Annotated in this window: 20 protein-coding genes; 16 read left to right on the top strand and 4 right to left on the bottom strand. The window is 50.3% G+C overall.

Features of this window, described 5'->3' with window-relative positions; translation table 11 throughout:
- The first annotated feature begins 22 nt into the window (after positions 1 to 22).
- The 10 genes from P40081_RS20590 to P40081_RS20545 all read left to right on the top strand — a co-directional run bounded on the left by P40081_RS20590 (position 23) and on the right by P40081_RS20545 (position 13,739).
- A complete protein-coding gene (locus P40081_RS20590) occupies positions 23 to 1,312 on the top strand; it encodes a competence/damage-inducible protein A (protein ID WP_042138077.1) in 1,290 nt (429 codons plus the stop codon).
- 285 nt (positions 1,313 to 1,597) lie between these two features.
- Positions 1,598 to 2,662, top strand: coding sequence for a recombinase RecA (gene recA / locus P40081_RS20585; RefSeq protein ID WP_042138075.1), 1,065 nt, complete (start codon positions 1,598 to 1,600; stop codon positions 2,660 to 2,662).
- A 134-nt stretch (positions 2,663 to 2,796) separates the two neighbouring features.
- A complete protein-coding gene (locus tag P40081_RS20580; protein ID WP_042138074.1) occupies positions 2,797 to 3,531 on the top strand; it encodes a regulatory protein RecX in 735 nt (244 codons plus the stop codon).
- Between the two features lie 308 nt (positions 3,532 to 3,839).
- Positions 3,840 to 5,381 (top strand): ribonuclease Y, encoded by a 1,542-nt coding sequence (rny, locus tag P40081_RS20575; protein ID WP_039294762.1) that lies wholly within the window; start codon positions 3,840 to 3,842, stop codon positions 5,379 to 5,381.
- A 261-nt stretch (positions 5,382 to 5,642) separates the two neighbouring features.
- Positions 5,643 to 6,437, top strand: a complete 795-nt coding sequence (locus P40081_RS20570) for a TIGR00282 family metallophosphoesterase (RefSeq protein ID WP_039294761.1) — start codon at positions 5,643 to 5,645, stop codon at positions 6,435 to 6,437.
- A gap of 202 nt (positions 6,438 to 6,639) precedes the next feature.
- Positions 6,640 to 6,900, top strand: coding sequence for a stage V sporulation protein S (locus P40081_RS20565; protein WP_019910496.1), 261 nt, complete (start codon positions 6,640 to 6,642; stop codon positions 6,898 to 6,900).
- Positions 6,901 to 7,121: 221 nt separating this feature from the next.
- Positions 7,122 to 8,111, top strand: coding sequence for a dipeptidase (locus P40081_RS20560; protein ID WP_042138073.1), 990 nt, complete (start codon positions 7,122 to 7,124; stop codon positions 8,109 to 8,111).
- Between the two features lie 154 nt (positions 8,112 to 8,265).
- Positions 8,266 to 8,838 carry a phosphate propanoyltransferase gene (gene pduL, locus P40081_RS20555; RefSeq protein WP_039294751.1) on the top strand — a complete coding sequence of 191 codons (573 nt, stop codon included), beginning with the start codon at positions 8,266 to 8,268 and terminating at the stop codon, positions 8,836 to 8,838.
- A 195-nt stretch (positions 8,839 to 9,033) separates the two neighbouring features.
- The gene (locus P40081_RS36525; protein WP_052421918.1) at positions 9,034 to 11,982 is read left to right on the top strand and encodes an EAL domain-containing protein; all 2,949 of its coding nucleotides are present in this window, start codon (positions 9,034 to 9,036) and stop codon (positions 11,980 to 11,982) included.
- A gap of 173 nt (positions 11,983 to 12,155) precedes the next feature.
- Complete coding sequence (locus P40081_RS20545) at positions 12,156 to 13,739, top strand: DEAD/DEAH box helicase (protein ID WP_042138072.1); 1,584 nt, start codon at positions 12,156 to 12,158, stop codon at positions 13,737 to 13,739.
- Positions 13,740 to 14,339: 600 nt separating this feature from the next.
- On the opposite strand, the gene dapA is transcribed toward P40081_RS20545, so the two are convergent.
- Positions 14,340 to 15,215: a 4-hydroxy-tetrahydrodipicolinate synthase gene (gene dapA / locus P40081_RS20540; protein ID WP_042138071.1), complete on the bottom strand. Its 876-nt coding sequence runs from the start codon at positions 15,213 to 15,215 to the stop codon at positions 14,340 to 14,342.
- A 119-nt stretch (positions 15,216 to 15,334) separates the two neighbouring features.
- On the opposite strand from dapA, the gene P40081_RS20535 reads away from it, so the two are divergent.
- Both P40081_RS20535 and P40081_RS20530 read left to right on the top strand, forming a co-directional pair.
- Positions 15,335 to 16,231, top strand: coding sequence for a LysR family transcriptional regulator (locus tag P40081_RS20535; protein ID WP_042138070.1), 897 nt, complete (start codon positions 15,335 to 15,337; stop codon positions 16,229 to 16,231).
- 60 nt (positions 16,232 to 16,291) lie between these two features.
- Positions 16,292 to 16,978 (top strand): MBL fold metallo-hydrolase, encoded by a 687-nt coding sequence (locus P40081_RS20530; RefSeq protein WP_042138068.1) that lies wholly within the window; start codon positions 16,292 to 16,294, stop codon positions 16,976 to 16,978.
- Position 16,979: 1 nt separating this feature from the next.
- On the opposite strand, the gene P40081_RS20525 is transcribed toward P40081_RS20530, so the two are convergent.
- Positions 16,980 to 17,432 (bottom strand): AraC family transcriptional regulator, encoded by a 453-nt coding sequence (locus tag P40081_RS20525; protein ID WP_042138066.1) that lies wholly within the window; start codon positions 17,430 to 17,432, stop codon positions 16,980 to 16,982.
- 224 nt (positions 17,433 to 17,656) lie between these two features.
- Here P40081_RS20525 and htpG point away from each other — a divergent pair, with 224 nt between their 5' ends.
- The gene (gene htpG / locus P40081_RS20520; RefSeq protein WP_042138064.1) at positions 17,657 to 19,540 is read left to right on the top strand and encodes a molecular chaperone HtpG; all 1,884 of its coding nucleotides are present in this window, start codon (positions 17,657 to 17,659) and stop codon (positions 19,538 to 19,540) included.
- 82 nt (positions 19,541 to 19,622) lie between these two features.
- Here the strand turns inward: htpG and P40081_RS20515 are convergent, their stop codons facing one another.
- Both P40081_RS20515 and P40081_RS20510 read right to left on the bottom strand, forming a co-directional pair.
- Positions 19,623 to 20,129: a hypothetical protein gene (locus P40081_RS20515; protein ID WP_042138062.1), complete on the bottom strand. Its 507-nt coding sequence runs from the start codon at positions 20,127 to 20,129 to the stop codon at positions 19,623 to 19,625.
- Between the two features lie 417 nt (positions 20,130 to 20,546).
- Positions 20,547 to 21,416, bottom strand: coding sequence for a LysR family transcriptional regulator (locus P40081_RS20510; protein ID WP_042138060.1), 870 nt, complete (start codon positions 21,414 to 21,416; stop codon positions 20,547 to 20,549).
- A gap of 170 nt (positions 21,417 to 21,586) precedes the next feature.
- Between P40081_RS20510 and P40081_RS20505 the strand changes: the two genes are divergently transcribed.
- The 3 genes from P40081_RS20505 to P40081_RS20495 all read left to right on the top strand — a co-directional run bounded on the left by P40081_RS20505 (position 21,587) and on the right by P40081_RS20495 (position 26,160).
- Positions 21,587 to 23,326 carry an ABC transporter ATP-binding protein gene (locus P40081_RS20505; RefSeq protein WP_042138058.1) on the top strand — a complete coding sequence of 580 codons (1,740 nt, stop codon included), beginning with the start codon at positions 21,587 to 21,589 and terminating at the stop codon, positions 23,324 to 23,326.
- Positions 23,323 to 25,062 carry an ABC transporter ATP-binding protein gene (locus tag P40081_RS20500; protein WP_042138056.1) on the top strand — a complete coding sequence of 580 codons (1,740 nt, stop codon included), beginning with the start codon at positions 23,323 to 23,325 and terminating at the stop codon, positions 25,060 to 25,062. Before P40081_RS20505 ends, P40081_RS20500 begins: the two co-directional genes overlap by 4 nt.
- Positions 25,063 to 25,584: 522 nt before the next feature.
- A complete protein-coding gene (locus P40081_RS20495) occupies positions 25,585 to 26,160 on the top strand; it encodes a histidine phosphatase family protein (RefSeq protein WP_042138055.1) in 576 nt (191 codons plus the stop codon).
- Positions 26,161 to 26,244 lie beyond the last annotated feature (84 nt).

Below are 26,244 nucleotides of genomic sequence, written 5' to 3'. Positions count from 1 at the left end.
AATCAGGAGGAGAACGCCAGCTATGAAAGCGGAAATTATTGCCGTTGGAACAGAACTTTTGCTTGGACAGATAGTAAACAGCAATGCCCAGTTTCTTTCAATAGAGCTGGCTGCGTTAGGGATTGATGTATATTTTCAGACCGTAGTCGGGGACAACAAGAACCGTCTTCTGGAAGCAATTGAGATTGCACGGAACCGTGCGGATATTATATTGTTCACCGGCGGAATCGGACCGACGGAGGATGATCTGACCAAAGATGCACTTGCTGCGGCGCTTGGCCGTACCCTTCATATCGACCAGCTTGCTATGGATCATGTGCAGCGCTTCTTCGATGACCGCAAGATTGTCATGACCGAGAATAACCGCAAGCAGGCGCTGGTGATTGAAGGAACGACACCGTTGTCTAATGAAATCGGACTTGCGGTAGGTATTGCTTTTGCAGAAGATAACAAGTATTACATCGTACTGCCGGGTCCTCCCCGGGAGATGAAGCCGATGTTCACAGATAAAGCCAAGCCTTGGCTGCAGCAGCATGCACTGACCAGCGAAATGCCGATTTACTCCAAGATGCTTAAGTTTGCAGGCATTGGCGAATCACTGCTGGAGGACAAGCTGATTGACCTGATCCGCGGCCAGAGCGATCCTACGATTGCTCCTTACGCCAAGGAAGGCGAAGTGACAGTGCGTATTTCCACCAAAGCTCCGTCTGAGCGTGAGGCTATGGTTAAGCTTGATGTGCTGGAGAAGAAGATTGCCGATATTCTGCCGGAGAATCTGTATGCCAATATTGATGTGCCGCTTGAACAGCTGATTGTCGACTGGATGGCGGATGCAGGCCTGACGCTTAGTGCTGCTGAGAGCTGCACGGGCGGACTGCTGATGGAGAGCATTACGAACATCCCGGGCAGTGCATCCATGTTCGCCGGTGGAATCGTCTGTTATTCGAACGATTTGAAGAAGAAGCTGCTGAATGTGCCTGCAGCTATGCTGGAGGGGCCTGACGCACCCGGTGCGGTCAGCCGTGAGGTAGCCGAAGTGCTGGCAGAGCAGGTGCGGATGATCGGGGATAGTGACTTTGGCTTGTCTGTTACGGGTGTAGCCGGGCCGGGATATTCTGAACGGAAGCCTGTGGGGCTGGTATTCGTCGGACTGGCCGAACGCGGCCGGAAGACGGAGGTATACGAGCTGAATCTCAAGGGAACCCGCGAGAATATCCGCCTGCGTACAGTCAAGGCTTTGCTGTACCGCCTCTGGCGCCGGCTGGAGGAACGCAAGGTGGCTACCCCGCTTGAAGGATCGGCCTTGCAATAATCAACCGGGCCGGTATATAATTTGTTCATACGGAAGAACCGTGGCATAGAAATTCTCTGCTGCGGTTCTTTGTTTATATTCCCCGCTGGCGTGACCTCTATGATCCACCGCGTGAGACCTTTTGAGGATTAAGCCCTGTGTGTCTATCATCCGGAAGGAGGCTTACAATAAAAGGGAGTATTAACCCGGGAGACAAAAAAAACGAATGTATGTTCGAAAAAAAGCTTGGCAAGACCTCCAAAACACGTTATTATAATACTATAAACAGTGAAGGAAGTGGTCTGATTGTCAGATCGTCGTGCAGCGCTTGATATGGCGCTTCGTCAAATAGAAAAACAATTCGGTAAAGGTTCGATCATGAAACTGGGAGAATCCACTCACATGAAAGTGGAAGTTGTACCTAGCGGATCTTTGGCACTTGATATTGCACTAGGTATTGGCGGACTTCCCAAAGGACGCATTATTGAAGTATACGGACCGGAATCATCCGGTAAGACGACCGTTGCACTTCATGCTATCGCAGAAGTACAGAAGCTTGGCGGACAAGCTGCTTTCATCGATGCGGAGCATGCTCTTGACCCTAAGTATGCGAATGCGCTTGGCGTTAACATTGATGAATTGCTGCTATCCCAGCCGGATACGGGCGAACAGGCACTGGAAATTGCTGAAGCTCTCGTTCGCAGTGGAGCTGTAGACATCATCGTTGTGGACTCCGTTGCAGCATTGGTACCGAAGGCCGAAATTGAAGGCGACATGGGAGATTCCCACGTAGGTTTGCAGGCCCGTCTGATGTCCCAGGCATTGCGTAAGCTTTCGGGTGCCATTAACAAATCCAACACGATTGCCATCTTCATTAACCAGCTTCGTGAGAAGATCGGAGTTATGTTCGGTAACCCTGAGACCACTCCGGGTGGACGCGCTCTGAAATTCTACTCCTCCGTTCGTCTCGATGTACGCCGGGTAGAGAGCATTAAGATGGGGAACGATGTTGTGGGTAACCGCACCAAGATCAAAGTCGTGAAGAACAAGGTAGCGCCTCCGTTTAAGCAAGCGGATGTGGATATCATGTACGGCGAAGGGATTTCCAGAGAGGGAAGCCTTGTGGATATCGGTACTGAGATGGATATCGTCAACAAGAGCGGCGCCTGGTATTCTTATGAGGGCGAGCGTCTTGGCCAAGGCCGTGAGAACTCTAAGCAGTTCCTGAAAGAACATCAGGATATTGCTCTGTTGATTGAGAATAAGATCCGCGAAGCAAGTAACTTATCTACTCTGGTAGCTGCACCAACAGAAGCTGATGTGGTTGCAGAGCAAGAGGAAGAAGAGAAATTGCTGCTTGAGATTGAATAATGTAAGCTCCAGGTCCTTAGCAATTTAATTTTAATAATGAAGATAAGATATAAGGCGCCCTGTGATGAATGAGCAGGGCGCTTTTTCGTAAATTAAACAGGCATTATGTCTATGTTAACGAGGTGAGTGACAGTATGGTGATACAATTGGATTCTGAGCCGGATGAACAGGATGTACAGATTCTGGCCGATTTTCCCGAAGATGAGGAACTGGTAATTACGCGTGTAGAGCGTCTGAAGAAGTCGAACTACCGTTATTTGATTCATTTCGGTGCCTATAACGTGACTGTTCATGAAGATGTCATGATTAAATACCGGATGATTTCCGGAAGCTCGTTTGTGAAGGCGGATCTGGAGGAAATTGTTGCTGCCGATGAACGCCAGCGGGCCTATGTAGAAGGTCTGAAATACCTGGAACGCAAGCCCAGAACGGCACAGGAAATGGCCCGCCGTTTACGGGAGAAGGAAATAGGGGAGACTGTTATTGCCGAAGTTCTGCTGCGGCTGCAGGAGGAGCGGCTTCTGGATGACCCCCTGTATGCCAAGCAGTGGGCGGAACAGCGCATAACGAACCAGCGTAAGGGCAAAATGTGGATCCGCCAGGAGCTTCGCGAGAAGGGGATTGATAAATCGCTGATCTCTGAAGCACTGGATCAGATCACCCCTGAGCAGGAAATGGAGAGCGCACTGCAGACCGGGCGGAAGAAATGGAATTTGCTCCGGGGAGATATAAATGAGAAGCGGCGCAAGACGGGAGCCTTTCTGATGCGCAGAGGATTCTCCGGTGAAATGGTACGCCAGGTGATCCAGATTCTACGTGCGGAAGAGGATTCTGCGGGGGAAGAAGTGGAGATTTTCGATCTGGATTGATTCTCTTGACTTTAATGCGTTTATCGACTCTCTTGACAATGTCTTTTTATAAATAATAAAATATAACATGAATCGGCATAAACTAAGAATCCTTTTTCCTTCCCAAAAAGCAGACTCTTATGATCCGGTTCGCGTACAACTCATATGAAATGTAATCGCCGGATAAGGCGGGCAGTGTGCATGTGCAGCATGTGCAGTATGGCAATCGGTGTATTACCGGTTTTTTGTATGGTGATGAACGGATAGTTTAACAACTGCACAAATACCCAAGGGTAAGCCTTGGAGGATATCAACGAGGAGGTGAACAGATGGAAACAGTGATCTGGGTCATTATCGTTCTCGTTGTAGCTGCAGCATTCTTTGGATTCGGTTATTTTATTCGTAAATCCCTTGCAGAAGCTAAGATTTCAAGCGCAGAGAAAGAAGCCGTAGTCATCGTGGAGAACGCGAAGAAAGAGGCGGAGGCGCTGAAGAAGGAAACGGTACTCGAGGCTAAGGACGAAGTTCATAGAATCCGTACCGAAGCTGAGAAAGAAACTCGTGAACGTCGGAATGAAATCCAACGGCAAGAGAGACGTTTGCTGCAAAAGGAAGAATCGCTGGATAAAAAAATGGAATCGCTTGAACGAAAAGAAGAACAAGTAGCTAACAAAGAGAAACGAATTGATGAAACCCAACAGCAGATTGATGTTATTTACAAGAATCAGGTTACTGAGCTGGAACGTATCTCCAATCTGAGCATCGATGATGCCAGAAGTATCATTCTCAGCAATGTAGAACAGGAAGTTCGCCATGAAACTGCTCAGATGATTAAGGAAATAGAACAGCAGGCCAAGGAAGAAGCGGACAAGAAAGCCCGCGAGATTATTACACTGGCTATTCAACGCTGTGCAGCTGATCATGTGGCAGAAACCACGGTTTCTGTTGTTACATTGCCGAATGAAGAGATGAAAGGCCGGATTATTGGCCGCGAAGGCCGTAACATCCGCGCCCTGGAAACTCTTACGGGGATTGATCTTATTATTGATGATACGCCGGAAGCGGTTATACTGTCAGGATTTGATCCGATCCGCCGTGAGGTGGCCCGTACAGCACTTGAGAAACTGGTGGCTGATGGACGTATCCATCCGGCACGGATTGAAGAAATGGTGGAGAAATCCCGTAAAGAAGTGGATGAGCGGATTCGTGAATACGGTGAACAAGCTACCTTCGAGGTTGGCGTTCATGGTCTGCATCCGGATCTGATCAAAATTCTGGGCCGTCTGAAATTCCGTACGAGCTACGGTCAAAACGTACTTAAGCACTCCATGGAGGTTGCTTATTTGACTGGACTTATGGCCGGTGAGCTTGGGGAAGACATCGTGCTTGCAAAACGTGCCGGACTGCTGCATGATATCGGCAAAGCGCTTGATCATGAAGTAGAAGGCTCGCATGTTGAAATCGGCGTCGAACTGGCGAAGAAGTACAAAGAACATCCGGTGGTTATCAACAGTATCGCATCCCATCATGGAGATGTCGAAGCTACCTCGGTGATTGCTATGCTGGTCGGAGCTGCTGATGCATTGTCAGCTGCACGTCCCGGCGCACGCCGCGAAACCCTGGAAACGTACATCAAACGTCTGGAGAAGCTGGAGGAGATCTCCGAGTCCTTCGAAGGCGTTGAGAAATCCTATGCTATACAAGCAGGCCGCGAGGTCCGCGTAATGGTACAGCCTGAGAAGATTGATGATGCGGAAGCTTTCCGTCTGGCCCGTGACATTACGAAGATGATTGAGAGTGAGCTGGATTATCCGGGTCATATCAAGGTTACCGTTATTCGTGAGACACGTGCTGTAGAATACGCTAAATAAGCAAGGAAATCGGCCCCCCTGCGGGGCCTTTTTTCTTGCATACCGCTAGCGGCCGCATGAGCTGAACCATAGTCAGACGGGTAAGCCCTGAGTTTGGAACCATGCAGAATCGGTGAAATTAAACTTATAAATAAGTTTTGTACGAGGAGTATTCCAAAAGCTGATGCTTACAAAACTTAAGAGTATGCTTTCGATGCGAGTTTTGTACGAAGTAAAATTCCAAGAAGCTGATGCTTACAAAACTTTTAGGAGGAGAAAATCATTAAAGTTTTATTTATCGGTGACATCGTTGGCAATACGGGCAGAAAGGCACTGCGTGAAATGCTGCCATCTCTGAAAAGTAAATATCAGCCGCATATTATTATTGCCAATGGTGAGAATGCAGCAGCCGGAAGAGGGATCACAGCGGCTATAGCCAATGAATTTTTCAACTGGGGTGTGCACGGGATTACGATGGGCAATCACACCTGGGACAACAAGGATATCTTTGAGTTCATTGATGACGAGCCGCGGATCATCCGTCCGGCTAATTTTCCTCCGGGGACTCCGGGCAGAGGGTACACTGTGGTTAAAGGCAACGGCAAACAGCTGGCAATTGTGAACCTGCAGGGCCGCACCTTCCTTCCGGCGATTGATGATCCTTTCCGCATTGGCGAGGAGATTGTGGAAGAGCTGCGCAGAGAGCATAAATGTATTCTGGTTGATTTCCATGCTGAAGCCACCTCCGAAAAAATAGCAATGGGCTATTTCATGGATGGCCTCGCCTCGATCGTTGTAGGCACGCACACTCATGTACAGAGCAATGACGATGTGATCCTGCCTGGAGGCACGGCTTATTTGACAGATGCGGGCATGGTTGGTTCAAGAGAAGGAATTCTGGGTATGGAAAAGGATGCGATCATCTATAAATTTACAACTCAGCTTCCCTCCCGGTTTGTAGTCGACGAAGGCAAATGGCAGCTGCACGGTTTATTTGCAGAACTTGATGAAGCTACGGGTAAGGCGACACGACTGGAGAAGATCCGGCTGCGTGAAGATGAATGGGTGATGAGCTAGAGGATTTACAAAGAATCAGGGTTTTCGGGAAAAGTCGCTTGTTTTGGGTGAAGTGTGATATTTATTATATCGAAAAAGAGTATCTTTTGAACTAATTTCTCCAGAGAGGTCCGCAAAAAGAAGGAATTAAATCTTCTCTCGCGAATAACATCTACTGTAGTGGAAGAAGAACACCATCATTTTCCCAGGGGAGGTACTTACTATGGATGTATTAAAAGTATCAGCTAAATCCAATCCAAATTCCGTTGCTGGCGCACTAGCAGGTGTTCTTCGCGAACGTGGATCGGCCGAGCTACAAGCTATTGGAGCAGGAGCACTGAACCAGGCAGTCAAAGCAGTTGCCATCGCCCGGGGATTTGTCGCACCTAGCGGAGTCGACTTGATCTGTATCCCGGCTTTTACGGATATAGTGATTGATGGGGAAGACCGGACGGCGATCAAACTTATTGTTGAACCCAGATAATTATATGACCTTTTTAGATTGAGCCTGTTTACATTGTAAACAGGTTTTTGTATTTTTGGGGTGCCCCACTTTGTGGGGTTATTTTGATATATAAAAATGTATATGCTTCGTAGCCGTTCCCACTTACTGTCCCGTCTCATCCCTGATGCTGTGGCATACACTTATAAATAAGAGATTCCACCGTTATTCAGTTCTTCAAGAGAAGGGAGACGATCTTTACAGTGAGTGTCAAGAAGCTGAGAGTGGCGGATTTCCACTGCGATGCCTTAAGCAAGCTGCAGGCCAGTCCGGAGATAGATTTCAAGAATGACCCCCGTCTGGACGTGACAGCAGAGCGGCTGGTGGAGGGGAATGTCGAACTTCAGGTTTTTGCGGTTTATTTGTCGGCGGACCGCGGGAGAGCGAAGTTTGAGGATGTTCTCGGGCAAATTGAATTATTCCGGCAGAAGGTAGTTGGCCCAGGGGGCCTTCAGTGGCTCCGCTGGAAGGAAGAGGCAGATGAACAGATACTTACAGCCCCTGCCTTCGGGATGCTCTCTTTGGAGGGCGTGGACGGTCTGGAGGGCAATCTGTTCTATGCACAGCTGTGCTTTGAGCTGGGAGTGCGTTTCCTGGGGGTAACCTGGAACTACGCCAACTGGGCTGCGGATGGTGTGCTGGAGCAGCGCAACGGCGGTTTCACGGAGAAGGGGAGGAAGCTGATCGAGTGGTGCAACGGAAGCGGTATGCTGCTGGATGTGTCCCATCTGGCACCGGCAGGCTTCTGGGAGCTGGCGGAACGCAGTAAACGCCCGTTCATAGCTTCACATTCCAATAGCGCGGCCATCTGCGGCCATCCCCGCAATTTGAGTGACGGGCAGATTCAGGCGCTGATTGCGGTGGACGGGCGGATGGGATTAACCTTTGTCCCCTGGTTTGTACGTGACGGGGGAGGGGCGAAGATTGATGATATGCGGAGGCATATTGAACATGTCTGCGCGCTGGGAGGCTCGAAGCAGCTGATGTTCGGCTCAGATTTTGACGGCATTGAGATGTGGGTCGAGGGCCTTGAGCATCCGGGCAAATATGCGGAGTTTACTGACTTGCTGCTGAGGTACTATCCCGAGGATGAGGTGAAAGGCTGGTTGTGCGGGAATGCGCTGACTTACCTAAGAACGCATCTGCCTTCTTCTGCGGGAGTGAATCCGCTGTCCCCACCAGAGGGATTATAAAATGGCAAAACTATGACAATCCGTTTCTCGGATCGTAAAATGTCGAAAAAAAGGCGCTCATTGTGATGAGGGTCTTTTTTTTTAAGGGTAATAAGATGTATAATGTTCAGTGGCTTGTACAGATACTAGAGAAAATACAAGGAGTGACTTAAAAATGAGCAAGACTGTATCCGTAGGTGTGTCGGCCCGACATATTCACCTTACGCAGGAGCATGTGGAAGCATTGTTTGGCGCAGGTTATCAATTGACTGAGTTCAAACCCCTTTCCCAACCAGGACAATTCGCAGCAAATGAGCAAGTAGCAGTAATCGGTACCAAAGGTAAGTTCGACAAAGTGAGAATTCTCGGCCCGGCCCGTCCGGCTTCCCAGCTGGAAGTATCGCGCACAGACGCATTCAGCCTCGGCGTGAAGGCACCTGTACGTGAATCCGGCCATATTGAAGGAACACCAGGCATTACTATCAAAGGTCCAGCCGGTGAAGTTGAACTGGAGACAGGTGTCATTGTGGCAGCCCGTCACATCCACTTCCACACTTCTGAAGCAGAAGCTTGGGGCATTGCCGACAAGCAGCTCCTGAAGGTACGCCTTGGCGGCGAACGCGGCCTGGTGCTGGAGAACGTAATCGCCCGTGTATCCGACAATTTCAAGCTTGATATGCATATCGACACCGACGAAGCTAACGCTGCAGGTGCCAATAACGGCGATACTGCTGAAATCGTAGATTAGTCTTATAATATTATTGCAAGGCAACGGGCAGGGGAGAAATCCTCTGCTTTTTTTGTGCTTTTGTCGAATAAAGGGTTTTCGTTGTTGTTGTGGAATAAGAGTAGCATCTGGGAAAATATTCTTGTATGTACCAAAAGCCGGTATCTGGTGTTCAGCGGGTGGTTGCCAAAATGCATTCAGAAAGAAGGCGGAGCAATGAACCAGAAGGAATCGAGTTCAACTTCAACCGATGAGGCAGCAGCCGGAACAGTGGTGTTATCGGAATTTATGGCGGAAAGAAACAAGCGGTTTGAATTAGCACAGGTACTGGCAAATGTGGGGTACTGGGAATATGACCGGATTTTGCAAAAAATAACGTGGTCGAAACATATGTATGCGATTTATGGTCAGGCGCTGTCTTCCGGAGTGGATTTAGATAATGTATTTGCCAGGGTCCATGAGGAGGATGCAGGGCGGGTAAAATTGGCTTTCTCTAATTCCCTGGAGTCCATGCAGTCCTATCAAATAGAATATAGAATTATCCGCCCGGACGGAGAGGTCCGTTATGTCGCTGAAAGTGCGCGGTTTTGGGACAACGAGGCGATTGGGACTGTTCAGGATATCACGGAAAAGACAGCTTTGCAGCTTCAACTGATTGAAGAAGGCCAATACTACAAATCACTGTTTGAAAATAATACGGATGCGGTATATTCCAGCAATCTTGAAGGTATGATTCTGTCCTGCAATGCAGCTATGAACGGACTGTTTGGATATACCGAGGGCGAGCTGGTCCATGCCAGCTTTGAACGCCTGATTGATCCGGAGCAGGTCAGCCTCTCCAGAAAGGTTATTGCAGAAGTGATAAATACCGTAAGCCCGCGAAGCTATGAGCTGACAGCCAGGCATAAGGATGGCACGGCTATTGATATTTTTGTAACGAATATTCCTGTAATGATTGCTAATGAGCTGGTGGGTATCTATGGCATAGCCAAAAATGTAACGGAACAAAAGTCCATGGAGCGGCATCTGCTGGAAGCGGAGGCTAAATACCGGAGTATAGTGGAGCAGTCGATAGTAGGTGTTTTTATTGTTCAAAATGGAATATATATCTATGCTAATCCTCATCTTGAACGAATGCTGGGGAACGTTAATTTGATGGGACGGCAGGTATTGGATTCCATCTACCCGGGGGACCGCGATACGGTATCCACCAAGATGCTGGGTTTAACGGAAGGGCAATTTAACCGCACTATGATACATAGAGCCGTCAAGCCGGATGGCAGCCTTATTTATTGTGAAGTACATTACACCCGGATATTACACATCAATGAGGATGCAATCGTTGGCACTGTCCTGGATATTACCGAGCGGAAGGAAACGGAGCAGGAAACAGAGTATTTGGCGTATCACGATTATCTGACGGGGCTTCCCAATCGGCGGATGTTTGAAGAGCAGCTGGATCAACAGTTAAGACTGGCATCATTTTATAATAAAAAGCTTGCGGTGCTCCTGATTGATCTGGATCGCTTTAAGGCCGTCAATGATATTCTGGGGCACACTATAGGTGACACATTGCTCAAACAGTTTGCCGTCAAACTGCAGGAAAGCCTTGAAAATGGATGGGTGGCGTACCGGTTAAGCGGGGATGAGTTCTGTATTATTCTGCCGGAAGTGGAGAGCCACCGTGAAGCGATTTTTCTGTCCGAGTCCATTATCAGCCGTACCAAGGAAGATTATTTAATAGCAGGCTTTGAGCTTAATATCACGCTGAGTATGGGGATCAGTATTTTCCCGGAGGATGGGGATTCGGTTGATAGGCTCCTGCTGAATGCAGATTCGGCTCTATATCATGCCAAGTCACAGGGGAGGGACCAGGCCCAGTGCTATTCCTCATCGCTGAACATTCAGTCTTTCAAAATATTCACCATGACCAATGATCTGCGCAAAGCCCTGGAGAAACAGGAGCTGTTCCTGCAATATATGCCGCGAGTGGATACGCAGACCCGGGAAATTCTCGGTGCCGAGGCGCTGATCCGCTGGAATCATCCGGACTGGGGGCTGGTGTCGCCGGCGGAGTTCGTCCCGATTGCAGAAGAGAGCGGACTTATAGTGCCTATCGGAGAATGGGTGCTCCGGGAAGCTTGCCGGCAGAACAAGCAATGGCAGGAGATGGGGCTGCCGCATATTACGGTATCTGTTAATTTCTCGGTGCAGCAGCTGTTCCAGCAGAATATTCTGCAGACGATTGATGAAATTCTCGCCGGGTCCGGGCTGGCTCCCGAATATCTGGAGATTGAAATCACGGAGAGCTCCTTCATGACCAATGAGAGGGAAGTCATTCAATTGCTGGAGGAGCTTAGAAAACGGAAGATTAAAGTTTCACTTGATGACTTTGGAACGGGGTATTCTTCTTTATATATGCTTAAGCGGTTAGCGCTGGATACGGTGAAAATTGACAAGGCCTTCGTGGAAGAAATTTTGACTGACCCTGTAAACCAAAGCATTATTGAGTGCATTCTGAATCTGGCCAAGGCGCTAAAAATGAATGTTGTAGCTGAGGGTGTGGAGACGGAGGCGCAATATGAGTATTTAAAGGAGCAGCAGTGTGATGAGATACAGGGTTATTATTTCAGCCGTCCGGTTGAACAGGAAGCCTTGGGAATGCTGCTTCGTGAGAAGTATATAGCCAACCCGAGGCCGGGAGTAACAGAAATCCCGCCAGTCAGTAACCGCCGGGAATACTTCCGCGTAGATTTAGCCAATCCGCTTGTTGCCGGAATGACGATAAGTACGTTTAAGGGCAGGGAGGTAGATCTCGGAAGTACCGAGGTATATCTGACCAATATCGGGCCGGGCGGATTGAAATTCGTGATGGGCTATAAGCTGCCGGTGAACGACAATATTCTGCTTAAGTTTGAAACCGAGATTCTGCATCAGCCAACCCATCTGTTGGGCAAAATTGCCTGGACCCACGAATTGGAGAATGGCGCGGTGTATGAGTACGGTGTCCAGTTTCAGATGGAGGAAAGTGAACGGCTCGGGCTGATCCGGAATCTGAATAACCTGGCGATCCAAATCCGTGAAGGCACGCCTGCGCATACCCGGATATTCCTGGGCGACCCGGTGAAAAGCATTAAAGAACAGCTGAAAAAAGTCCGGCTGTAACAGTTAAATATCGGTTTGGAAGAGGAGCGATGAAAGTATCGCTTCTTTTTAATGGCTAAACGTGTTATCATTATGTGTTATGACTTTGACGAGCGCTATGTGGAGACGCCGCAGATGATATATACAGTGATTAATGGCTTGCTAATATATGTACTCAAAATTAAGGAGATAAAATGACATTTAACGATTTGAACTTGATTCCCCCGATTCTCAAGGCACTGAGCCTGGAAAACTATACATCCCCGACTCCAATTCAGGAGGAATCCATCCCTGCGGCCTTGGCCGGCAGAGATATTCTGGGCTGCGCCCAGACGGGTACCGGAAAAACCGCAGCTTTTTCATTGCCGATTATTCAGCTGCTCAGTCAGCAGCCGGCCAGAACCGGCGGAGCGAAACGTATCCGTTCCCTGATTCTGACTCCGACCAGAGAGCTAGCTCTGCAGATCTCCGAGAATATTCAGGCGTACAGCAAGTTCACAACGATCCGCTCGACAGCGATTGTCGGAGGGGTATCCCAGAAGGCCCAGGAACGGGCGCTTAGCCAGGGTGCAGATATTCTGATTGCTACACCGGGCAGACTGATCGATCTGATCAGCCAGAGACATGTGGATCTGCAGCATGTGCAGATCCTCGTGCTGGATGAAGCGGACCGCATGCTGGACATGGGCTTCATTCATGACGTGAAGCGGATTATTGCCAAGATGCCGGCCAAGAAGCAAACGCTGTTCTTCTCGGCAACGATGCCGGCAGAGATCTCCCAGCTGGTGAAGACATTGCTGGTGGACCCGGTGAAAATTGAGATTACTCCGGTATCTTCGACCGTAGACAGAATCGAGCAATCGATTTATTTGCTGGAGAACGGCAATAAGCAGAATCAGCTGAACCGTCTGCTGCAGGATCCTTCGATCGTGTCCGCGCTCGTCTTCACCCGCACCAAACGCGGAGCTGACCGGGTAACCCGCGATCTGACCCGGATCAATATTACCGCTCAGGCCATTCACGGCAACAAATCGCAGAATGACCGCCAGAATGCGCTGAGAAACTTCAAGAGCGGCGCGACACGTGTGCTGGTGGCTACAGATATCGCCGCCCGCGGGATTGATATTGATGAGCTGTCCCATGTCATCAACTTCAACCTGCCGAATATTCCGGAAACCTATGTTCACCGTATTGGCCGGACCGGCCGTGCGGGAATGAGCGGAGTTGCCATCTCGCTGTGCGAAGCTGAGGAAATTCCATACCTGAAGGATATCCAGAAGCTGATCGGCAAGGTGATTCCGGAAGTGAAGGATCATGCTTACCCGATGTCCAAGAGCAATCTGGCATTGCTGGCAGACCGTCCAGGCAAAGCACCGGCCAAACCGTCGCAGAAAGCCAAAACGAATCCGGCACGCAAGCCGAAATCGGAATGGTTCTCGCAAGGCAAGCAGGGCGGCGGTAACGGCGGAGCGAAAAGCGCATCGGGCAGTGGCTATGCGGGCAGCGGAGCGAAAAGCGCGTCGGGTAGTGGCTATGCGGGCAACGGAGCGAAAAGCGCGTCGGGCAGTAGCTATGCAGGCAGCGGGGCTGGCAGCAGCCGGCCTGCTGGCGAGTCCGGCAATAGAGCAGGCTCCGGCAGCCGGCCGGGCGAAAGATCTGCTGCCCGTCCAGGCGGCAACCGGAGCAGCAAGCCGGCTGGAGGCCAATACGGCCGTTCCAGCCAGTCCGGCAACAGACCTGGCAACCGTCCTGCGGCCAAAGCAGGCAGATCTCAATAACTTTTTGAGATGAATAATGTAAAGATAAACAGCAGCCTTCCCTTGGGAGGCTGCTTTATTTGATTTGAGGTAAAACCTTTGCGGATGCGTAATGTATTCGGTTTATCGCATACAATGGGTTCATTTAGCTTTACGGTGACGCAATGTATTCGGTTTATCGCATACAATGGGTTCGTTTACCCTTGCGGATGCGTAATGTATTCGGTTTATCGCATACAATGGGTTCATTTAGCTTTACGGTGACGCAATGTATTCGGTTTATCGAATACAATGGGCTCGGTTACCTTTGCGGTGACGCAATGTATTCGGTTTATCGCATACAATGGGCTCGTTTACCTTTGCGGATGCGCAATGTACTCGGATTATCGCATACAATGGGTTCGTTAACTCTACCGTTCGTGGTTTTCTGCATACTTTAGCCATATTCCCTTCACCCATTGCATATTGAGAAACTGTAAGGAAGCGTCTCGTAAAACATTACTTACTCGTCAATCATTATTAGTAGAAGAGCACGCAAAAACCGCCGCTTTCCAGTCCCTGACTGAGAAGCGGCGGTTTCGCCGATGTTGCCTTTATTGTTACTATAATGAGCAGAAGAAGTTACCCGGCGAGATAAGCACCCAGCTCTTCGCGCAGCGCAGCGCTGATGGAGGTCATCGGCAGGCGGAGCGTGTCGGAGGAGATCTCGCCGCGTGCACTGAGCAGCCATTTGATCGGCGCCGGATTGGATTCCTTGAACAGCAGCTTCATCAGCGGCACGAGCTGATCAAAGGCAGCCCGGGCGGCCTCTACCTGGCCGGCTCTGTACTGCTCATAGATGCTGAGATAGGAGGCGGTATGTACATTGGCCGAGGCCAGCATGCCACCGGCAGCTCCGCAGCCCAGCATATCGAAGAAGTTCAAGTCATCGCCGCAGAGCACGGGCTTGGAGCCGTGGCGGGACAGCTCGGAGACCAGCACCGGAGAGCCGGAGCAGTCTTTTAACCCGACAACGTTGTTCATCTCCAGGATCGTACGGGCGGTGTCTACGGACATGCCGACTCCGGCGCGGCCGGGAATATCGTAGGCGATGATCGGAAGGCCGACCTCAGCTGCCTTGCGGAAATGGGCGATAATGCCTTCCTGCGAAGGACGGCTGTAATAAGGGACAACAACCAGTGCGGCATCGGCACCTGAGTTCGCAGCAAGCTCTGTGCGGGTGACAGTGGACATTGTATCATTGGTACCCGTGCCAACCACGAGCGGGATGGAAGTGTTCTTCAAAAGCTCACGTGATGCATCCACGAGTGTCTGCAATTCCTGTATGTTGACTGTCGGCGATTCTCCAGTGGTTCCATTAACGACCAGACCATGAATACTGTTCTTGATGATGTTGTTCACATACCGCTGATACGACTCCAGATCAATCTCGCCGGCGGCATGGAACGGGGTTACCACGGGAACATAGATTCCATAAATCTGTTCTTCTGTTAACATGAATATCGTCCTCCAAAATTGTAAAATCCTTTTATCCTACTGTACCATGGATTATTGCATCGTCGTTAGCTATAATAAATGATGTAGGTTATCAATAATATTGATGTTAGGGTGATGATATGGACTTAACCTATATGCGGACCTTCCGCGAGGTCGCGAAGCGGCAGAGCTTCACCCGTGCGGCTGAAGAACTGGGCTATGCCCAGTCCAGTGTAACGATGCAGATTCAGAAGATCGAGAAGGAATACGGCGTACCGCTGATCGAACGGCATGGCCGGGCCTTGCGCCTGACTCCTCCGGGGGAAGAGCTGCTGAAGCTGTTCGTGGAGATTCTAGATCTGTACGACCGCTCCAAAGAAACGATCGCCCAGCAGATTGGCGGGACGCTGACGATCGGGACGATTGATTCACTTGCCGCCTTTTATTTGCCACCGTTCCTGCAGCAGCTGCGGACCATGTTCCCCGGACTGAACATTCATCTGCAAACGGAGCAGGAGGCCAATCTGGTCTCCAAAATCAGGGACGGCGAGGTCGATATCGGCCTCCTCCTGGACCGCAGCACAGCGGATATCCTGCTTGAGCGTACAATCATCCGGGAGGAGCCGCTCGTCCTCGTGGCCCCTGCCAGTCATCCGCTGGCAAGCGTGGCGCAGGTGACGCTGCAGGACCTCAACAACTGCGAGCTGATCGTCTCCGAGGAGAGCTGTATCTACCGCAGTTTGTTCGAGAACCTGCTCCGGGAGCACGGGATTGTGTTCCGGATCGGTTTTGAGCTGTCGAATCTGGAAGCGATCAAGCGTTGTGTACGCAACGGCCTGGGCATCGCGCTGCTGCCGAGAATTGTGGCTGAGGAGGAGATCGAGCGGGGGAATCTCGCCGAGCTGTCTTTTGCCCATCCGGAGATTCATTTCGATCTGCAGCTCCTGCTCCATCCGAAGAAGTGGAAGTCGCTGCCGCTCCAGTCACTGATCCAGATGCTGCGGGAGGATGCGAAGGCTAAAGCCGCTATACTGTGAAGGTGGAAGCCTGAGTAAGCGCAGTATGCAATGTTCTAATAGAGACACGCGGAGGATCATATGGACATTATTGAGCTACCTATTCAGTTTGAGTATGAAGGACAGCCTTATTACATTTATCCGAGCCTCATTGTATCCGGGGAAGAGTTAACCCTGGTCGATACCGGTTATCCAACTTTCATGCCTTTGATAGAGAAGAAGATCCTGGAGCTGGGATACGACCCCCTGAATTTGAAAAATATCATTATCACCCATTACGACGATGACCATATCGGCGCCTTGTACGAGTTCGTGGAGAAATACCCGTCAGTTACGGTCATGGCGAGCGAAGTGGACACCCCATCAATCTCAGGCTTGGTGAAATCTGAGCGTCTGGTCCAAGCAGAAGCTCTGCTAGTGGAGATGCCTAAAGAAGAGCAGGCGTCCGGTGAAGAGTTTGTACAGCTATTGAAGAATTTGCGGCATGTTCCGGTGAAGCAGACGGTCCGGGAGGGCCAGTGTATTCTGGATGGTAAGTGTCAGGTCCTTGCCACCCCGGGGCATACGTCTGGTCATATTTCTTTGTATTTTCCTGAGCTAAGCAGTGTTATTACAGGTGACGCGGCAGTGAGCGAGGAGAATGAACTGGCTGTCGCGAATCCGCAGTATTGTTTCGACCTGGAGAGTGCAGAGCAGTCGCTGAACCGGTTACAAGCTCTTAACGCACGATCCTATTACTGCTACCATGGCGGAAAACTCGGCTTCTAAATTAGTGCACAGGAAAACATAACTGGCAAAGATGATTGCTGATCATATCACCTGTATATCTCTCCATAACCGGCCGCTGGTAATCGAGCTGATGTCCGCTGACGTAGAGGGCGGGGAGGATCTCCGTCCATGCTTTTTGAACTGCCTCAGCCGTATGTTGTATAGTAACAACCGCATAGGTACCGCCGGGAATTTCACCGTAGTTAATAGACTTATCCGCTGGGGCATTCTCAAGCACGCTGATACAGGCATCATATCTGCAATGTTCAGGCAGGGTGGTGTCGGGGTTGTCCTGGGGAATCCCGAAGAGGATGGCTGATCCGGTAAGCAGCCGGTGGGCCCGTGCCCATTCCTTTAAGGCCCCCATAGCCTTACTGTTACCGGGACCATAGGGGCCTGTCTGGCGCACATAAGCAATGCGTGTTACAGGAAGCGTTTGGAGCTGGATTTTCATCGTTTCATTGTCCTTTCTTTCGCTGTAATGAGTACATTCCGAATGCTAACATGGACTAAAATAGAATTCATTTCTTTTTTGAGCGGACCTCTATATGCAGCAAGATATTGACATCAAAAACGAGAATATGTTATATAAAAGGTAGTGTTAGCACTCAGGTGAGTGGAGTGCTAAACGATGATCCGCAATTCGAAGGTTATTTTTGAAAGGAGATTTATTTATTCATGGCCAAAAAAGAGTTTAAAGCCGAATCCAAAAGACTGCTGGAAATGATGATTAACTCCATCTATACACAGCGGGAGATTTTTCTGCGGGAACTGATTTCTAATGCAAGCGATGCCATCGACAAAATCTATTACAAAGCACTGGCCGACGAAGGCCTGGTGTTCAATAAAGAGGATTACTACATTAAAGTGACCGCCGATAAGGCAAGCCGTACGTTAACCATTTCCGATACCGGAATCGGGATGACGCAGGAAGAGCTGGAGAACAATCTGGGGATTATCGCGAACAGCGGCTCGTTTGCTTTTAAGAAGGATAATGAAGCCAAGGACGGACACAACATCATCGGACAATTCGGGGTAGGTTTCTATTCCGCATTCATGGTGGCTGACGATGTGACAGTGATCAGTAAAGCGCTGGGCAGCGACCAGGCGTTCAAGTGGGAATCCCAGGGTGCGGACGGTTACACGATTGAGCCTTGTGAGAAGGATGCGGTCGGAACCGAAATCACGCTGAAGATCAAAGAAAACACCGAAGACGATAACTACGATGAGTTCCTGGAAGAGTACCGCCTGAAGTCGATCATCAAGAAATATTCGGACTTCATCCGCTTCCCGATCAAGATGGACATTACCGGCAGACAGCCTAAAGAGGACGCCGAGAATGAATTCGTCGATGTTATTGAAGAACAGACCGTGAACAGCATGGTGCCGATCTGGCGCAAGAACAAAAACGAGCTGACCGAAGAAGACTACAACAACTTCTATGCGGAGAAACGCTACGGCTTCGACAAGCCGCTGAAGCATATCCATATCAGTGCCGACGGCGCTGTGGTCTATAACGCAATCCTGTTCATTCCGGAGAATACACCGTTCGACTACTACACCAAGGAATATGAAAAAGGCCTGGAGCTCTACTCCAACGGTGTGCTGATTATGAACAAATGCGGGGATCTGCTGCCGGACTACTTCAGCTTCGTCAAGGGGATGGTGGATTCCGAGGATCTGTCGCTGAACATCTCCCGCGAGCTGCTGCAGCATGACCGCCAGCTGACGCTGATTGCGAAGAACATTAAGAGCAAGATCAAGAGCCAGCTCCTGAGCCTGCTGAAGGATGAGCGTGAGAAATATGAGACGTTCTACAAATCTTTTGGCAGACAGCTGAAGTTCGGGGTCTACAATGACTATGGTATGGAAAAAGAAACGCTGCAGGACCTCCTGATGTTCCACTCCTCCAAGGAGAAGAAGCTGGTTACACTGGCTGAATATGTGGAAAGAATGCCGGAAGACCAGAAGTTCATCTACTATGCCTCCGGTGAATCGGTGGAACGCATCGAGAAGCTGCCGCAGACGGAAATGGTGCTGGACAAGGGTTACGAAATCCTCTACTTCACCGACGATATCGATGAATTCGCAATCAAGATGATCATGTCCTACAAAGAGAAGGAATTCAAGAACGTCTCCAGTGGTGACTTAGGGATCGAAGAAAGCGCCGAGGACAAGCCTTCTGAAGCGGAAGAGAATGAGAACAAGGGATTGTTCGAAGCGATGCAGGGCATCCTGTCCGGCAAAGTGAAGGCAGTCAAAGCATCCAAGCGGCTGAAGTCCCATCCGGTCTGCCTGTCCACCGAAGGCGAGCTGACCATCGAAATGGAGAAAATCCTCAAGGCTATGCCTAACGGCGGCCAGGATGTACAAGCGGACAAGGTGCTGGAAATCAATATTCACCATGATGTCTTCAAATCGCTGAAGGCTGCAGCCGAAGGCGACAAGGAGAAGCTGGGTCTTTACACTAATCTCCTGTATAACCAGGCGCTCTTGATCGAAGGTCTGCAGGTTAACGATCCGGTGCAGTTCACGAACGATATTTGCAAAATCATGGTCTAAACCGGCGTTCGCGCCGGCCAGAGGACCTGCGATACAAGAATACCCCGCTACTGGTGCAGACCAGTGCGGGGTGTTTTTTTATTTATTTGTAAGTAAATGAAAATAAAGTTTCACCGCTGCTGGCATCGATTACAACATTGAATTCTTTATACGTTGGCACCTTTTGCCCTCTTGCAGCATGGCCGGTACCATGAATCCCTTTGAAGGTCACGATATAAACGGGTGTGTTGTTTAGATAACCATCTGCTCTAAGGTTTGCATTCTTATTCAGCGCCTGTTCTGAGAATGCAGTCAAATATGGATAGGTTAGCAGCTGATATTCTATAATTACCTCAGGGGCTTCGGAAGCAAATTTTGGTGCACTCGTGTGCGCTAAGGAAATAGCTTGTTCCTTTGTAATTACCAAATTACTTGATGTTGGCAGATGAAGTTGAATTCCCAATGATTTCAATCGTTCTGTGTCGTGAGCGGTTATTACTCCTTCTTCCTTACTACTCAAGTCTGAAATATCTCCAGCTGCAATTCCTGAAGAGTAAAATATTACAGTGGAAATAACCGCTGTGACTAATGATCTCTTTGTGGGAAGCATTAGCTTCACTCCTCCGGATTGATTAGTTTTAAATAAGCGGAACTTAAAACTATCACTTATACAATCCTGCCCAAAATACAACAATTCCACTATAATCCCGGATATAATTCAAGATTGTTGTATAAAAGGCAGCATTTATGCTCCACCGGGCGGATTAGCGGGACAATTCTTGTATTTCTTACAACAATCTGTCTGAACACCTAGGTATCCAGGTAGCCAAGTTGTAAGATGTACAACATTTAGTCGATGCGGTGTGAAACGTCAGAATGCGGATTCTGCCAGCGGGATACAGGGTGCAGGCAGCCTGAAGGGCAGGATGAAAGGACAGGATGAAGGAAGCAGAAATTGGACATCCTCCAGAATGTCCGGGCCGGGTAACTGCATTGCTGCCGCGAGCGGGAATGTTATGTTCAGGGTTCAGCGTGCCCGGAAAGTCTCGATAAACTTGGTAGCCAGCGACGACAAATACTTGTCCTTGATCCAGACGGCGGCTACACGGGTATGCAGCGCTTCACACCGGATCTCCTTAAAGATCAGATTGCTGTGATTCGCCAGCTCAAAAGCAGATTTGGGAATAATTCCGATGCCAAGTCCGGCGTTGGCCCAGAGCAGGGTGGTCCGCGCATCATCGTTCATGCAGAAAATTTGCGGTTCGAAGCCATGCTCCAGACAGGTCTCCCGTATGAGCTGTTCGAAACGGCGGTAGATAATAAGCGGCTTATGCTGAAGCTCTCCGAGTGAAATAGCTGCTTCGCTTGAATTCCAGTCATAATCGGGGGTCATAACGGCAATCATCGGCTCCGAATTGAGATACAGACATTCCAGATTGCTGGAATTAAAAGGGGTGCGGATAATGCCGATTTCGACGATGCCTTTGTTCAGCAGATCGATGATCATAAATGTATTACCTTCATGGATTTCAAAAGTAACGCCCAGATAGTTCTTGTGGAATTCGCCCAGCCGGTCATGCAGCAGGGTCGCTCCGGAAGAGGAGACGGTGCCGATCGAGAGACTGCCCTTCAGTCCTTTGGCAAAATCATTGATTTCTCTCGTGGTCGAATCCGTTAATTCAAGAATTTGCTGAGCCCGGTTACGCAAAATAATCCCCGCATCGGTTAGCTGGATGCTGCGCGGACCGCGTTCAACCAGCTTGACCCCGAGCTCCTCCTCCAGCAGCTTAAGCTGCTGGCTGAGCGGCGGCTGGGCCATTTGCAGCTTCCTGGCGGCTGAGGTGATTTGACCTTCCTCGGCAATCGCCAGGAAATATTTCAATTGGCGGATATCCATGTTATTACAGCCTCCCGTTCCGCGTCTTCAATCAAATGCCATATGAAATTCATATGGCAAAGATACGAAACCAATATTATTAATATGTAAGCAGGTATGACATAATCATAACGGGTCTTTTGATTTTTTCAAGAGTGATTACATACTACGTAGGTTAGGTGAGGATTACTGTGTTCAAAATTGCTGTTTTTCTAAAGCCTTACAGGAAAGAAGTGATCATCGGGCCGATCTTCAAGCTGCTGGAGGCGATTCTGGAGCTGCTGCTGCCGACGATTGTGGCCCTGATTATCAACAACGGGATTGGCAGGCAGGACAGTGCCTATGTCTACCGTATGGGCTCCCTGATGGTGCTGATGGCCATCCTCGGCTTCGGCTGCTCCATGATTTGCCAGTATTACGCAGCCAGGGCATCACAGGGCTTCGGCACATCGCTGCGCAACAAAATGTTTAAGCATATTTCATCGTTATCCTACGCAGAGCTTGATATTATCGGCACGCCATCGCTGATCAACCGGATCACGAATGATGTCAATCAGCTCCAGCTGGCCGTAGCCATGCTGATCCGGCTGGTTATCCGTGCGCCGTTCATCTGCATCGGGGCGATCATCATGTCGATGATTCTGGATTTCCGGCTGTCGCTGATCCTGATTGCGGCTACTCCGGTATTCGGAGTCATTCTGTATTTCATCATTACGCGCAGCTCACCGCTCTACCGCAAATATCAGGCCAAGCTGGACCGTCTGGCGCTGGTGCTTAGCGAGAATCTGTCCGGTATCCGGGTCATCCGCGCTTTTGCCGAGAGCCGCCGGGAGAAGCAGCGCTTCAATGAAGCTTCGGAGGATTTGACGCAGACCGCAATCCGGGTCGGACGGATATCCGCCTGGCTGGGCCCGATGACCACGCTGGTGGTTAATGCGGCGATTATCGCCATTCTGTGGGCAGGCGGCATTCATATCGATGCCGGACGGCTGTCACAGGGAGAGATTATTGCATTCATCAACTATGTGACCCAGATCCTGCTGGCGCTGATTGTGGTATCCAATCTCGTTATTCTATTCACCAAAGCTTCGTCATCTGCCAACCGTGTCAACGAGGTACTGGCAATGACGGCATCGGTTGCCGAGGTTGCGGCAGATGCGCCGCCGGCTAAGCGTGATGATTCAGCGCCGGTGATCTCCTTCCGCAATGTTTCGTTCGGGTATAACACAACCGGTGAGCTTGCGCTGCAGAATATCACGGTCGACATTCACCGGGGAGAGACGGTCGGACTAATCGGCAGTACCGGCTCCGGTAAATCGACCTTCGTTAACCTCATTCCGCGGTTCTATGATGCAGTAGAGGGTGAAATTCTCGTCGAAGGTGTGAATGTGCGACAATACCGGCTGGAGCAGCTGCGGAGCAGAATTGGCATTGTGCCGCAGAAGGCCATGCTGTTCACAGGATCAATTGCCGATAACATCCGCTGGGGCAAGGCCTCAGCAACCCGTGAAGAGATTATGTCTGCAGCAGCGGTAGCCCAGGCGGAAGAGTTCATTGCCAAGCTGCCGGAGGGACTGGATACCCTTGTCGCACGCGGAGGACATAATTTGTCCGGAGGACAGAAGCAGCGGCTGACGATTGCCCGGGCGGTTGTAGGGCGTCCGCCTGTACTCATTCTGGATGATTCCTCCAGTGCGCTGGATTTTGCCACGGATGCAGCTTTGCGCCGTGCACTGAACAAGAACAGCGGAGATATGACAGTTCTGCTTGTATCCCAGCGGGTGAGTACCGTAAGACAGGCGGATCAGATTATTGTATTCGATGAAGGGCGGATTGCCGGTATCGGCAGCCATGAAGAATTGCTGGAGAGCTGCGGGGTCTATCAGGAAATCTGCATGTCCCAGCTCTCAAGCGAGGAGGCCGTACAATGAACAGTACAAAGACCTGGAAACGGCTGTTTAGATATACAAGCCAATACCGGAAGATAACCATAGGGGCAGTCATCTGCGCCATTCTGAGTGTGATTGCCAGCCTGATCGGACCGCTGTTGATCGGACGCGCGGTTGACCATATGATCGGGCCCGATCAGGTGGACTTCCCGGAGATTTTCCGCCTGCTGCTGATCCTGGGAGCCGTATATCTGGTTGGCAGCTTCTTCGGCTGGCTGCTTACTTACTATACGAACAAGCTGGCATACCGGACAGTCTACGATCTCCGCCGCGAGCTGTTTGACAAGCTGGACGCGCTGCCGCTGAAATTTCATGATAATCATCCGCAAGGTGACAGCATCAGCAGGTTCGTGAACGATATGGATGCTGTCTCTGACGGGCTTCTGCAGGGCTTCTCCACGCTGCTGACGGGGATCGTGACCATTGCCGGGGCTATCGGGCTAATGCTCTATATCAGCCCTGTGATGACGCTGGTGGTGCTGCTGTCTGCACCGGCGACCTTCTTCGTCGCCCGCTTCATTACAATACGTTCCCAGCAGATGTTCCGGGAGCAGGCCAAAATCCTCGGCGGGCTGAACGGTTATGTGGAGGAACTTGTCGGCGGACAAAAGGTAGTGCAGGCCTATCACTACGAGGACCGTTCTTTTGCAGGCTTCGCGGAGCGGAATAATGAGCTGTACAAGACTGGGATCAAATCACAATTCTACGGCTCCCTCTCTAATCCGACTACACGTCTGGTGAACAACATCACCTTTTCGGTGATCGCGATGATCGGCAGTGCGCTTGTGATCGGGGGGCATTTTTCCGTCGGGGATTTGTCCAGCTTCCTGATCTATTCGAATCTGTTCGCGAAGCCGTTCAATGAGATTACCGGGGTCATTACCCAGCTGCAGTCGGCGACGGCATCGGCGCAGCGTATTTTCAATATTCTGGATCTGCCTCAGGAGACTCAGGATGCTCCGGGTGCTGTAGTGATGAAGGGAAGTCAGGGTACGATTACCTTCGACAAGGTAAGCTTTGCCTATACCCCGGAACGGCCGCTGATCCGGAACTTCAGTCTGGAGGTGAAGCCGGGTACACGCGTGGCGATTGTCGGCCAGACCGGAGCGGGGAAGACCACACTGGTCAACCTGCTGATGCGCTTCTATGAAGTCGACAGCGGCACCATCCGGATTGACGGTACGGACATTACTTCGATTACCCGGGACAGTCTGCGGCGTAACTTCGGGATGGTGCTGCAGGACACCTGGTTATATGGGGGCTCCATCCGCGACAATATCGCTTACGGCAAGCCGGAAGCGTCGGAGGCTGAAGTCATTGCCGCTGCCAAAGCTGCGAATGCACACAGCTTCATCAAACGTCTGCCCGAGGGCTATAATACGAAAATAAGCGGCTCGGGAGATAATCTCTCCCAGGGCCAGAAGCAGCTGCTTACCATCGCCCGTGTGATGCTCGTCGATCCGCCGATGCTTATTCTGGATGAGGCCACGAGCAGTATTGATACGCTGACGGAGGTGCGGATTCAGAAGGCTTTTCTGGCGATGATCTCCGGCCGTACCAGCTTCGTGATTGCCCACCGGCTGTCCACGATCCGTGAGTCGGACCTGATTCTGTTCATGAAGGACGGCGACATTGTCGAGAGCGGAACGCATGAGGAGCTGGTGGGGAGCGGTGGATATTACGCCCGCTTGTATAATAGCCAGTTTATGGCGGTTTAGATAGGGTAAATGCAGAAAGACAGCTGCGGTCAGGACTTCTTAGGAGGAGGCTGGCTTGCGGCTGTCTTTTTTTGCAGCGGGATAAGCTGAACTTAGGAGATTTACATAAGAATCAGCTGTGACTTTGGTGATCTTTGGGCTTTAGGTTACTAAGGGGTGCTACTGTTGCCATAATTCACCGGTTAACTCGCTGGTAGTGGTGGAGATCCGGCGAACCGGTGACTTTTGGATAATCCTGCACATAATACAACATTCTCCTCATTATTTCGGCCCAAATCGGAAATTGTTGTATAAAAAGCAGGATTTCCCGACCTCCAAGCGGCTGAGCGGGACAATTCTTGTATTTCGTACAACAATTCGCTTGAACACCCGGTTATTATGGGATTAAAGTTGTAATTCGTACAACAATAGTGCCCCATGCAAAAGTGAGTAAGTAGCTCAATCCGCTGTGCCACAGCTAACGAGAGATTTCGGTGATAAATTGCAGTAATCAATAGACGATAACGATGGAGGTTCATTCGAATGGCAACAATCGGTTTAATCAGGCATGGGATTACAGAGTGGAATATCGCAGGAAGGGCTCAGGGACTGGCGGATATCCCGCTTAACAGGGAAGGCAGGGAACAGGCGGTTAAACTTGCCGGACGGCTGCGTAAGGAGCGGTGGGACATCATGATTTCCAGCCACTTGTGCCGGGCCAGGGAGACTGCAGAGATTATTGCTGCTGCTGCAGGGATAGGGGAGCACCTGATTGACGAACGGATATGTGAAATGGATTGCGGACAGCTGGAAGGGCTGAATGAGGCAGAATGGCTCGGAAGATGGGGGCAGGACTGGCGGAGCCTGGAGCTCGGGATGGAGACGGCAGAGGATGTATCACGCAGAGGCGCGCTTGTTCTGGAGGAGCTGTATAACCGCTATGGTAACAAAAAAATACTGGTTGTCAGCCACGGTGCCTTAATCGGCTTGACGCTCCAGCACCTGCTGCCGCAAGTGTTCACCACCACCTACATAGATAATGCTTCGCTAACCCTGCTCACCAAAACCAATAATAACTGGGATTGCCAGCTGTACAACTGTGTGGAGCATTTGGTTTAAGTATTTGCGGGCTGAACTCGTCCGTGAAAATAACCCCATCCCCCCAAGCACACCTTCGGGTCACAGTTGAGCTGACTATTATTC

The sequence above is a fragment of the Paenibacillus sp. FSL P4-0081 genome (assembly GCF_000758565.1).
GTDB lineage: Bacteria > Bacillota > Bacilli > Paenibacillales > Paenibacillaceae > Paenibacillus_AQ > Paenibacillus_AQ phytohabitans.
This window is presented reverse-complemented; position numbering and strand designations above follow the sequence as displayed.

What these genes read in the sequence shown, in the direction of transcription:
- P40081_RS20565 (WP_019910496.1), top strand. Translation starts at nt 6,640, where the DNA reads ATGGATGTATTAAAAGTATCAGCTAAATCCAATCCAAATTCCGTTGCT.
- dapA (WP_042138071.1), bottom strand. Translation starts at nt 15,215, where the DNA reads ATGTTAACAGAAGAACAGATTTATGGAATCTATGTTCCCGTGGTAACC.
- htpG (WP_042138064.1), top strand. Translation starts at nt 17,657, where the DNA reads ATGGCCAAAAAAGAGTTTAAAGCCGAATCCAAAAGACTGCTGGAAATG.
- P40081_RS20525 (WP_042138066.1), bottom strand. Translation starts at nt 17,432, where the DNA reads ATGAAAATCCAGCTCCAAACGCTTCCTGTAACACGCATTGCTTATGTG.
- rny (WP_039294762.1), top strand. Translation starts at nt 3,840, where the DNA reads ATGGAAACAGTGATCTGGGTCATTATCGTTCTCGTTGTAGCTGCAGCA.
- P40081_RS36525 (WP_052421918.1), top strand. Translation starts at nt 9,034, where the DNA reads ATGAACCAGAAGGAATCGAGTTCAACTTCAACCGATGAGGCAGCAGCC.
- P40081_RS20530 (WP_042138068.1), top strand. Translation starts at nt 16,292, where the DNA reads ATGGACATTATTGAGCTACCTATTCAGTTTGAGTATGAAGGACAGCCT.
- P40081_RS20510 (WP_042138060.1), bottom strand. Translation starts at nt 21,416, where the DNA reads ATGGATATCCGCCAATTGAAATATTTCCTGGCGATTGCCGAGGAAGGT.
- P40081_RS20545 (WP_042138072.1), top strand. Translation starts at nt 12,156, where the DNA reads ATGACATTTAACGATTTGAACTTGATTCCCCCGATTCTCAAGGCACTG.
- P40081_RS20500 (WP_042138056.1), top strand. Translation starts at nt 23,323, where the DNA reads ATGAACAGTACAAAGACCTGGAAACGGCTGTTTAGATATACAAGCCAA.
- P40081_RS20515 (WP_042138062.1), bottom strand. Translation starts at nt 20,129, where the DNA reads ATGCTTCCCACAAAGAGATCATTAGTCACAGCGGTTATTTCCACTGTA.
- P40081_RS20495 (WP_042138055.1), top strand. Translation starts at nt 25,585, where the DNA reads ATGGCAACAATCGGTTTAATCAGGCATGGGATTACAGAGTGGAATATC.
- P40081_RS20535 (WP_042138070.1), top strand. Translation starts at nt 15,335, where the DNA reads ATGGACTTAACCTATATGCGGACCTTCCGCGAGGTCGCGAAGCGGCAG.
- P40081_RS20590 (WP_042138077.1), top strand. Translation starts at nt 23, where the DNA reads ATGAAAGCGGAAATTATTGCCGTTGGAACAGAACTTTTGCTTGGACAG.
- pduL (WP_039294751.1), top strand. Translation starts at nt 8,266, where the DNA reads ATGAGCAAGACTGTATCCGTAGGTGTGTCGGCCCGACATATTCACCTT.
- P40081_RS20580 (WP_042138074.1), top strand. Translation starts at nt 2,797, where the DNA reads ATGGTGATACAATTGGATTCTGAGCCGGATGAACAGGATGTACAGATT.